Source organism: Pseudoflavonifractor sp. 60 (assembly GCF_009911645.1).
GTDB lineage: Bacteria > Bacillota > Clostridia > Oscillospirales > Oscillospiraceae > Lawsonibacter.
In genome coordinates this window covers 1-10,074 of sequence record NZ_QWKI01000248.1, presented here as the reverse complement: position 1 = coordinate 10,074, position 10,074 = coordinate 1, and the positions used below count along the sequence as shown (strand labels likewise).

Genomic DNA, 10,074 nt, shown 5'->3' with positions numbered 1-10,074 from the left:
GTTGCTTTTTTTCTCCTTCCTCTATGTCCACAAATTTATTTCATTTTCCTATTGACTTTTCCTTTGCAGACTTTTCCTTCCGCTCTCCAGGAGCGGGAAGGGCTGTATTCCATAGGGCGATTATATCACGGATTCGCTTCGGAGTACAGAAATTTTCCTTGACTTTCGTCTATACTATAAGTAGACTTTAATCTATAAATAACGTGGGAAAAAGGAGTTGAGCCTATGGCACTGCCGGCAGAAGAGATTCGCTATACCTTTGCCGATGTTCTGACCTGGAACGAGGGAGACCGGATTGAAATCATTGATGGTGAGGCGTTTATGATGTCGCCCCCCCTGACCGACCACCAGCGGATTTGCGGGGGGCTGTTTGCACAGTTGTATAACTATTTGAAAGATAAGAGCTGCGAAGTATTTCCCGCTCCCTTTGGCGTCCGCCTTTTTGAGCGGGGCGGAGACGCCCCCGAGGATGTGGACACCATGGTGGAGCCCGATATCACCGTGGTATGCGACAAAAGCAAGCTGGACAAGTACGGCTGCAAGGGGGCGCCCGACCTGGTCATTGAGGTCCTTTCCCCCTCAACCCGCCGCCACGACAAAATGGTCAAGTTCGACCTGTACCAGAAAGCAGGGGTCCGGGAGCTGTGGCTGGTGGACCCGGAGGCCAGAGAGGTACAGACCTTCCTGCTGGACGGCGGGCGCTATTTTGTCAACAGCTACGGAACGGCGGAAGACTCGATTAAGGCGGCGGTGCTGGAGGATTGTGTCATTGAGCTGTCGTCTGTGTTCCCTGAATGATTTACGGGGCTGGGGGGCTGTTCCTCCGGCCCTGTTTTTGCGTTTTTGGCAGGGCTTTAAAAAAATTTAAGAAGTTCTTAATTGTATTTACTCCCGGTCCGCTGTATACTAGCCGTACTAATACAGTTAATACAGTATCCGGCACTGCCGGAGAAGGGAGGTCCCTATGCTCAACCTGGACTACCGGGACGCCCGTCCCATCTACGAGCAAGTAAAGGACGGCCTGCGGCGGCTGATGGTCACCGGGGTGATTCAGGAGGGGGAGAAGCTGCCCTCGGTACGCACCATGGCCGGGACGCTGGCCATCAATCCCAACACCATCCAGCGGGCCTATGAGGCGCTGGAGGCGGAGGGCTACGTCTACTCGGTCCCCGGCAAGGGCTCCTTCGCCGCCCCCAACACCGGGGTTGACGAGGGGCGGAAAAAGGAGCTGCTGAACACCTTCGACCAGACGGCGGGAGAGCTGCTGTTCCTGGGGGTCAGCGCCCAGGAGCTCTGGACGCGCATTCAGTCTCTGGAGGGAGGAAATGCAGATGATTAAAATAAACAATGTGGTCAAGAGCTTTGACGGCTTCCGGGCCCTGGACGGGCTGACCATGACAGCGGAGCGGGGCTCCATCTATGGTCTGGTAGGGCCCAACGGTGCGGGCAAATCCACCATCCTGCGCCACATTATGGGCATTTACCGCCCGGACTCCGGCTCTGTGCTGGTAGACGGGGACCGGGTCTATGAGAACCCGGCGGTGAAGGCGAAAATTGCCGCCATCCCCGATGACCTGTACTACTTCAATTCCGCCTCCACCCGGGACATGATGCGCTTCTACCGGGGGATGTACCCCAATTTTGACGTCAAGCGGTACCAGGCCCTGGCGGAGGCCTTCCCCGAGGTGGACGAGAAACATCCCATCCGCCGGCTGTCCAAGGGGATGCAGAAGCAGTCCGCATTCCGGCTGGCCCTGTGCTGCAATCCGGAGGTGCTGGTGCTGGATGAGCCGGTGGACGGTCTGGACCCGGTGATGCGCCGTCAGGTGTGGACTCTGCTCATGGGGGATGTGGCCCAGCGGGGGACCACGGTGCTGGTGTCCTCCCACAACCTGCGGGAGCTGGAGGATGTGTGCGACCATGTGGGCATCCTCAGCCACGGCAAGGTGCTGCTGGAACGGTCCCTCACCGATCTCCAAGACAACGTGGTCAAGCTCCAGATCGCCTTTGCCGGCTCAGAGCTGCCCCAGCTGCCCCGTGACCTGAACGTACTCCATACCTCTCAGATTGGCCGGGTCTATACCCTGATCGTCCGGGGGAATCCGGCGGAAATCAAGACCCGTATGGCGGTATTCAGCCCCATTTTGATGGAGGCCCTGCCCCTGACCCTGGAGGAGATCTTTATCTATGAACTGGGAGGTGAGGACTATGCGGTCCGCGACATCGTACTTTAACGCAACCCTCTATCGCAAGACCCTGGCCCGCTTCTGGCCCCTGTGGGCGGGCTATGGGGTTATCTGGGCCTTTTTGATGCCACTGAACCTGCTCAACCAGTATCTCAACGTCATTGTAGGGGACTACCGGGCCGCCATTGACACGCGGCTTGACGCGGCCCTCCAGTTCCCCTCCTACGTGGTGCCGGGGATGTACCTGGCCGCTTTCTTTGCCGTGCTGTGCGCTATGGCGGTGTTCGGCTATCTGTACAGCAGCCGGTCCTCCTGCTGGTTCCACGCCCTGCCCATGCGGCGGGAGGCCCTGTTCACAACCCAGTATCTGGCGGGGCTCAGCTTCCTGCTGCTGCCCCAGCTGGCCACGGCAGTCCTCGCCGCTATGGTAGAGGTGGCCTTCCTGCCCATGGACTTCTGGGGCCAGGCCCTGGGGGCGCTGCTGGCCTGGCTGCTGGCAATCAGCGGGATCTGCCTGTTCTTCTTCTCCTTTGCCGCCTTCTGCGCCATGTTCACCGGCCACATTCTGGCCCTGCCCGCTTTCTATGGCATTCTCAACATCCTGGCCGCGGTGATCTACGAGTTGGTGGACAGCGTGATGCACGAATTTTTCTTCGGCTACACCGGCTCTTCCGCCGCCTATCAGATTGTGGAGTACCTGACCCCCGCCTACGCCCTGCGGGAGGCCGCATACTGGCAGGGGAGCAGCAATATCCCCCGCTTTGAGTCCTCCGCAACCCTGGCTGTCTATGCTGGCGTGGGGGTTGTGCTGGCTTTTGCCTCTCTGTATGTCTACCGCCGCCGCCACGCTGAAACCGCCGGCGACGTGGTGGCCATCCCTCTGGTGCGCCCCCTGTTCAAATATGGAGTGTCCTTCTGCGCCGGGCTGTGCTTTGGTATGTTTACCGCCGCCTTCTTCGGCTGGAACAGCGTCACCGCCCTCACCCCCTGGGTGCTGGTCTGGTCGGTCATCGGCTATTTTGTGGCGGAGATGCTGCTGACAAAGTCCTTCCGGGTCCTGAAAGCCTGGAGGGGGGCGGTCATCATGCCTGCGGTGCTGCTGGTGCTGTGCCTGGCCCTCCAGTGGGACCTGTTTGGAGTCGAGACTCGGGTGCCCCAGCTGGATCAGGTGGCTGCCCTGGAGGTCTCGATGGATATGGGCGCCCCCATTGACGGCGGCGAATATCTGGACATAACCCTCCAGGACCCGGAAACCATCCAGAAATTCATCGCCCTGCACCAGGCCATTGTGGACGACCGGGAGCGGCTGGACTACTCGAACAGCGGCCAATTCCTGGCGGGGGAGAGCTATGTCCGTCTTCAGCTGCACTACAGCCTGAAGAGTGGCGGCAGTCTGGACCGGAGCTACAGCAGCATCCCTGTCCACCAGAATGAGCTGGAGGTCCAGGGCTCGGTTACCAACCTGATCGGGCAGCTGTATCAGGACCGGGCGCTGGTGGCCCAGGCCTATGACTTTGAGGGCTTTTTGAAAAACCGCCGCCTCACCGGGGCCTGGCTGGACCGGGTCTGGGAGGACAAGGGCGACGGAAGCCGGGAACTGACCTACGGTGTCTATGTGAACTTCTGCGCCCAGGAGCTGTGGGATGCGGTGCAGCAGGACTTCGCCGAGGGGAGCATCGGCGTGCGCTATCTCTTTGACGAGGACGCGGACCGACAAAATAACACCTATATGACCGACCTGGTCTTCAGCAGCGAAACTCTCCTGGTGCGCAACGAGGACGGGACCTTCCGCCCCACCTACAACTCCGACCTGACGATCACCCTGACCCCCCATGCCCGCCACACCTTGGCCGTGCTGGAGGGGAGCGGTATCTGGGAGAAGGGATATTCCCTGGCCAGCCGCAGCGCCGTCAGCGAGAGCGGCGGCTGGGAGCCAGACACCTCCGTCGGGTAAAATGAGAGACTTCAATTCGTAAAGTATCTTTTGCAGGGCCGGACGACCCTAGCCTGCCGCTTTATGTCCCTGCTTCGCCAGGCCCATCCCTCGTCCCGCCCGCAGGCGGTCTGGCCCCTTTTGAAAGGGGCGGAGGCGAAGCCGGTGGGGATTGTCTGGCTGGCACTGTTTCGCCTTGAAATCTGAAATAGAAGATGGTGCGCCTAGGGACAATCCCCCGCCCTCGTTTCGCTCAGGGGCCCCTTTGCCAAAGGGGGCAAACGGCTGCGCCGCTTATGCGCTCCTGCGGCATCACAAGGTGGAACTACCCTGGCCCGCTCTACAAATTTTCTCTACTTTACGAGTTGAAGATGACAGAAAAACTTATTGCAATTTGGGCGCACGTTCTGTATAATGGAGGGCAAGAGCGGTTATCCCGGGCGCTTCCAACGTGCCCTACCAAAATTTAGGAGGTAACACCCACCATGAGAGAAGTTTATGTTGTCAACTGCTGCCGTACCGCCATCGGCTCCTTCGGCGGAACCCTGAAGGACACCCCCGCCGCCGACCTGGGCGCCACCGTCATCAAGGAGGCCCTGAACCGGGCCGGCGTCAAGCCCGAGAACGTGGACGAGGTCATGTTCGGCTGCATCCTCACCGCCGGTCTGGGCCAGAACCCCGCCCGCCAGGCCGCCCTGAAGGCCGGCGTGCCCACCTCCGTGCCCGCCTACACCGTGGGTATGGTCTGCGGCTCCGGCATGAAGTCCGTCATTGAGGCGGGCCGCACTATTGCCTGCGGCGACGCCGAGATCGTTGTGGCCGGCGGTATGGAGAATATGTCCGCCGCCCCCTACGCTCTTCCCGCCGCCCGCTGGGGCGCCCGCATGGGTGACAACAAGATGAAGGACACCATGATCTCCGACGGCCTGTGGGATGTGTATAACAACTACCACATGGGCACCACCGCCGAGAACATCTGCGACGTGTGGGGCATCACCCGGGAGGAGCTGGACGAATTCGGTTATAACTCCCAGAAGAAGGCCGCCGACGCTATGGCCGCCGGCAAGTTCAACGACGAGATCGTTCCCGTTATGGTCAAGCAGAAGAAGGAAATGGTGGAGTTCAAGGTGGATGAGTTTCCCCGCCTGACCCCCGTAGATAAGCTGGCCAAGCTGCGCGGCGCGTTCCCCTGCGGCCCCGAGGGCGTGGAGGACGCCATTGTCCACACCTTCCAGCCCACCGGGATCCACGAGGCTGACGCCAAGAAGCATGTCCAGCGGGTCACCGCCGGCCAGGCCTCCGGCATCAACGACGGCGCTGCCGCCCTCGTGCTGGCCTCCAAGGAGGCTGTGGAGAAGTACGGCCTGAAGCCCATGGCCAAGCTGGTCAGCTGGGGCCAGGGCGGCGTGGACCCCAAGATCATGGGCGTGGGCCCCGTGCCCGCCTCCCGTCAGGCCATGGAGAAGGCCGGCCTGAAGATTGAGGATATGGACCTGGTGGAGGCCAACGAGGCCTTTGCCGCCCAGTCCATCGCTGTGGCCCGTGAGCTGGGCTTCGACATGAGCAAGGTCAATGTCAACGGCGGCGCCATCGCTCTGGGCCACCCTGTGGGCGCTTCCGGCGCGCGGATCATTGTGACCCTGCTCCACGAGATGCAGAAGCGGGATGACGCCAAGAAGGGCCTGGCCACCCTGTGCATTGGCGGCGGCATGGGCGTTGCCACCATCTTCGAGAAGTGCTGATTGCGCAGCCCCCTGATCGTCCCTGAATGGTAATATGCTCCCTCTGTGAGAGACGTCCGGTCTTTCACAGAGGGAGTATTGTTTTTGCGGCGGTCAGGGAGAGACGTCAGCTGGGAGCTGCGGCCCCTGAGACAAAAGACTCTGTAGTAGAAAAGGCCAGGGAATGCTCCCCGGCCTGACAATGGTAGCTCCTGATTTTTTAAGGCGTTCGCATCACGAGGGGATGAGTGTAAAGCCGCTGGCCTCAAATCCGCTGTATAATTTCCGATTCCCTCCGGCACACTAAGGCCAAAGGAGGGCGTTTTTATGTCCAAACGAAGCAGGGCCAATGCGCCCCACCCCCGGCAGGAGCCCCGCATCCCCGGTCCGCTGTCCCTGGCCCGGCTGGAGGAGGTCTTTACCGACTGCGTGGACTTCACCAAACGGGAGGTCTACCTCCACGGGGACAACCAGCGGAAGGCGGTGGTGTGCTACATTGACGGCCAGGCCCGGTCGGAGCGGCTCAACGACTATGTGCTCCGCCCCCTGGCCCAGGACCCCATGCTGGCCACCGCCCCCGAGGGGCAGCTGTTCGACCTGATGGAGCGGGGGGCCCTCTACGCCCACGGGGCCAAGCGGGAGACTGAGCTGGACTCGGTGGTCCTGGCCCTCATTGACGGCAGCTGCGCCCTGTTCCTGGAGGACCGGGACGACGCCTTGGTCTTCCCGGTGGCCACCGAGGAGAAGCGCTCCGTGGGGGAGCCGGAGAACGAGCCCGCCCTGAAGGGGGCCCGGGACTCCTTCGTGGAGAGCCTGCGCACCAACACCTCCCTCGTCCGCCGCCGCCTCCGGGCCCCGGAGCTGAAAATTCGGGAGCACATTGTGGGCCGGCAGTCCCTGACCCCGGTGGATGTGCTGTGGCTGGACGGCATCGCCGACCCGGACACGGTGGCGCTGCTGGAGGGCCGCCTGGACGAGATTGACATTGACGGGGTCGAGGCCGCAGGCAATTTGGAGGAGTATCTGGTGGACACTGCGAAGACCCCCTTCCCCCTCATGCCCTATACCCAGCGCCCCGACCGGTTCTGCCAGGGGCTGCTGGAGGGGCGGGTGGGTCTCTTCGCCGACGGCATCCCCCTGGGCTGGCTGGTCCCGGGCACCATCGACCAGTTTTTCAAAACGGGCCAGGACCGGGCCTACCACTGGATGACGGCCTGCGCCCTCAGCCTGATCCGCTGGCTGTGCGCTCTGATAACCCTGCTGACGCCGGGGCTGTATATCGCCCTGGTCACCTTTCACCCCGAGGCCATCCCCTCCAAGCTGGCCCTGTCCATTGTGGCCGCCAAGCAGGAGGTACCCTTCTCCACCATCTTCGAGGTGCTCATTATGCTCCTGGCCTTCGAGGTCATCCAGGAGGCCGGCCTGCGCCTCCCCGGACCCATCGGGGCCACGGTGTCCATTTTGGGCGGGCTGGTGGTGGGCAACGCGGCGGTGGAGGCCCACATCGTCTCTCCCGCCGTGCTTATCGCCGTGGCCATCGCCGGGGTTGCGGGCTATACCATGCCTAGCCAGGACCTTGGCAACGCCCTGCGGCTGTGGCGGTTTTTGCTGGCCATTCTGGCAAGCCTGGGAGGACTGACCTGGCTGGCCCTGGGCTGCGCCGGGCTGATCTACCACCTGGCGGGGCTGGAGTCCTTCGGCGTGGCCTATCTGGCCCCCTTTACCACCGGGACAAGGGTCCCCCGGGGCCACCCCAGCCTGTTCCGCCTGCCCCTGCCCATGATGAAGTGGCGGGACGGGGCAGTGAAGACAAGAAACAGGAGGAACCAGCGATGAAAATTTTCCCCGTGCTGCTTACCGCCGTGCTGCTCACCGGATGCAGCGGCCTGCCTGCTGCCCGGGAGATGGGGGATATGGCCCTCCTGCGCACCCTCGGGGTGGACCGCGGAGCGGCGGGGGTCGAGGTCACCGGCTCCACCGGCCCCCAGGCCAAGGGGCTCCAGGCAGAGGGGGAATCATCCCTGGTGCTGTCGGCGGATGACGATACCCTCAGCGCCGCCTGTCTGGCCATGCAGGGGCAGAGCGACAGCTTTGTGTTCTTCGGCTATGTGGACCAGCTCCTCCTGGGGGAGACCCTGGCGGAGCAGGGAGTCACGCCGGTGCTGGACTACGCCGCCCGAAACACGGAGCTGGGCCTGGGAGCCCGGCTGTGGCTGATCCGGGACGGGTCGGCCCGTGACGCCATCCAGGCGGGGGGCCAGGAGGGCATCGAAAAGCGGCTGGAGACCCTCCGCGCCGACGGCAAAATGGGGATCACCTCTCTGACCCGCACCGCCGGAGAGGTGTACACCGATCTGCTGGAGCGGGGCTGCGCCTTTGTTCCCGCCCTCTCTCCCGCCGGGGATGGGACCGCTCAGCTGACACAGCGGGGCTACGGCGTGTTAAAGGGGGATACCCTGGCGGGCTTTTTGGAGGGGGATGAGGCCAGAGGGCTGGAGCTGCTGGCTGGCGGTCCCACGGGGCATATTTTGACGGTAGGGAGTACCTCAGTGAAGACCACTTCTGCCCACACCAAAAGCCGCCTGGAGTTTCAGGGGGAGATGCCCTCTCTGCTCCGGCTTACCTGCCGGATTGAGGCCCGGCTGACCGAGTATGACCGCCGTCCCCAGGGGGAGGAGCTGAGGGCGCTGATGACGGCGGCGGAGGAGCAGGAGCGGGCCTGTATTCAGAGGGCGCTGACCCGGCTCCAGGAGCTGGAGGCCGACTGCGCCGGTCTGGGAGCACAGGCCGCCATGTATTGCCCCGCCCAGTGGCAGAGGGGCCAGGGGGATTGGCCCCGGGGTTTTTCCCAAATACCCATTGAGATTGAGGTGCAGGTCGCCATTCAGACCTAGTGAAGCCGAAGGAGGCACACATGGAACAGGATAAAATATCCCGAACTCAGCTGATGGCTCTGCTGTGGGCGGGCGCTATGGCCCCGGCAGCGGAGCTGTTTCCGGGGCTGCTTCTGCCGGGGGCCGGCAGAGGGGCCTGGCTGGCGGTGGTACTGGCGGCGCCGGTGGTGCTGGCGGCGGGATGGCTGCTGGGCAGTTTGGCTGGCCGGGAGGGGTTGGCTCGGGGAATCACCCAGAGACTGGGAAAATGGGCTGGCGGCGGCATTCTGATACTATATATAGTATGGGCGGAGCTGCTGCTGGCGCTGCGGCTGCGGCTGTGCGCCCAGCGGTTGTTCTCCACCGGGGAGCGGGACGGAGCGCTGGCCTTCTTCCTGCTGTCCATGGTGGCGGTACTGCTGTGGATGGGGCGGGGAAAGCTGGCCGCCTTCGCCCGGGCGGGACAGCTTTTTCTGGCGGCCCTGCTTACCGCCGCAGGGGTCGTTTTGCTGCTGTCCATCCCCCAGACCAGACTGGAGCGCCTGTTTCCCCTGTGGTGGAGCGAGGCGGGACCGGCGCTCCAGGCTGTCCTGTCCGCCGCCGGAGTCATGGGCTGGGGGCTGTTTCTTCCCTTTATGATGGGGGCGGTGGCCGACCAGGGCGAGAAAAAAAACTGGCACTGGCTCTTCTGGGGGCTGGGGGGTATGCTGCTGCTGGGACTGGCGCAGGGCGTCATTTTGGGAAACTTGGGGGTCGGTCTGGCAGGCAGAGTGGAAAACCCCTACTTCATATTGGCCAAGAATGTGGGCGTAGAGGGGGCTTTCCAGCGAGCGGAGGGTGTGATCGCCGCAGTATGGACCTTTGCTGACCTGACTATGGGGGGGATCTTGGTCTTTGCAGTGCGGGCAATGGCCAGTGAACTGCTTCCGGACTTGAATCGGAGGTGGGTCCCTTGGGCGGTGGTGGTCCTGGCTGCCGGCGGAGCCCTGTACCTCTTCCCCGCCCTGGGGACTGCGGAGCTGTGGAATGCCCGAGTGATCCCGGCGGGAAACCTGGTTTTAGGCGCCGTGTTACCTCTAGTGTTGTTGGCAGTGGGGGGTCTGCGGGGAAAGGACCATATATCTTGTGGGAAAAAGAGCGGCTGAGTAGAAGATATTGTGCAGAGGAAAAACACGGAAAAAATATTGAGAAAATTTTGAAAAAGTGCTTGACAAATGAGGAAAGTGGTGGTAATCTATCGAAGCTGTCCGCGAGAACAGGGCACAGAAGTCAGCAAGCCGAGCGAGGACAAAAAACTTTGAAAAAAGTCGAAAAAAGTTCTTGACAAAGGCTGGGCGGTGTGGTAATATATGAAACCGTTG

Annotated in this window: 8 protein-coding genes; all 8 read left to right on the top strand. The window is 62.2% G+C overall.

Annotated elements, in window-relative coordinates; all coding sequences use genetic code 11:
- Positions 1-225 precede the first annotated feature (225 nt).
- The 8 genes from D1646_RS20910 to D1646_RS20875 all read left to right on the top strand — a co-directional run bounded on the left by D1646_RS20910 (position 226) and on the right by D1646_RS20875 (position 9,858).
- On the top strand, positions 226-798 hold the full coding sequence (locus tag D1646_RS20910; protein WP_160638308.1) for a Uma2 family endonuclease: 573 nt from the start codon (positions 226-228) through the stop codon (positions 796-798).
- Between the two features lie 166 nt (positions 799-964).
- Positions 965-1,339, top strand: a complete 375-nt coding sequence (locus tag D1646_RS20905) for a GntR family transcriptional regulator (RefSeq protein WP_160638307.1) — start codon at positions 965-967, stop codon at positions 1,337-1,339.
- Positions 1,332-2,234 carry an ABC transporter ATP-binding protein gene (locus D1646_RS20900; protein WP_160638306.1) on the top strand — a complete coding sequence of 301 codons (903 nt, stop codon included), beginning with the start codon at positions 1,332-1,334 and terminating at the stop codon, positions 2,232-2,234. Before D1646_RS20905 ends, D1646_RS20900 begins: the two co-directional genes overlap by 8 nt.
- Positions 2,209-4,140: a hypothetical protein gene (locus tag D1646_RS20895; protein WP_160638305.1), complete on the top strand. Its 1,932-nt coding sequence runs from the start codon at positions 2,209-2,211 to the stop codon at positions 4,138-4,140. Before D1646_RS20900 ends, D1646_RS20895 begins: the two co-directional genes overlap by 26 nt.
- A gap of 464 nt (positions 4,141-4,604) precedes the next feature.
- Positions 4,605-5,861: an acetyl-CoA C-acetyltransferase gene (locus D1646_RS20890; protein WP_160638304.1), complete on the top strand. Its 1,257-nt coding sequence runs from the start codon at positions 4,605-4,607 to the stop codon at positions 5,859-5,861.
- A gap of 306 nt (positions 5,862-6,167) precedes the next feature.
- Complete coding sequence (locus D1646_RS20885) at positions 6,168-7,676, top strand: spore germination protein (RefSeq protein ID WP_160638303.1); 1,509 nt, start codon at positions 6,168-6,170, stop codon at positions 7,674-7,676.
- A complete protein-coding gene (locus D1646_RS20880; RefSeq protein ID WP_160638302.1) occupies positions 7,673-8,734 on the top strand; it encodes a Ger(x)C family spore germination C-terminal domain-containing protein in 1,062 nt (353 codons plus the stop codon). The genes D1646_RS20885 and D1646_RS20880 overlap by 4 nt, the downstream gene beginning before the upstream one ends.
- Before the next feature lie 20 nt (positions 8,735-8,754).
- The gene (locus tag D1646_RS20875) at positions 8,755-9,858 is read left to right on the top strand and encodes a GerAB/ArcD/ProY family transporter (RefSeq protein ID WP_160638301.1); all 1,104 of its coding nucleotides are present in this window, start codon (positions 8,755-8,757) and stop codon (positions 9,856-9,858) included.
- Positions 9,859-10,074 lie beyond the last annotated feature (216 nt).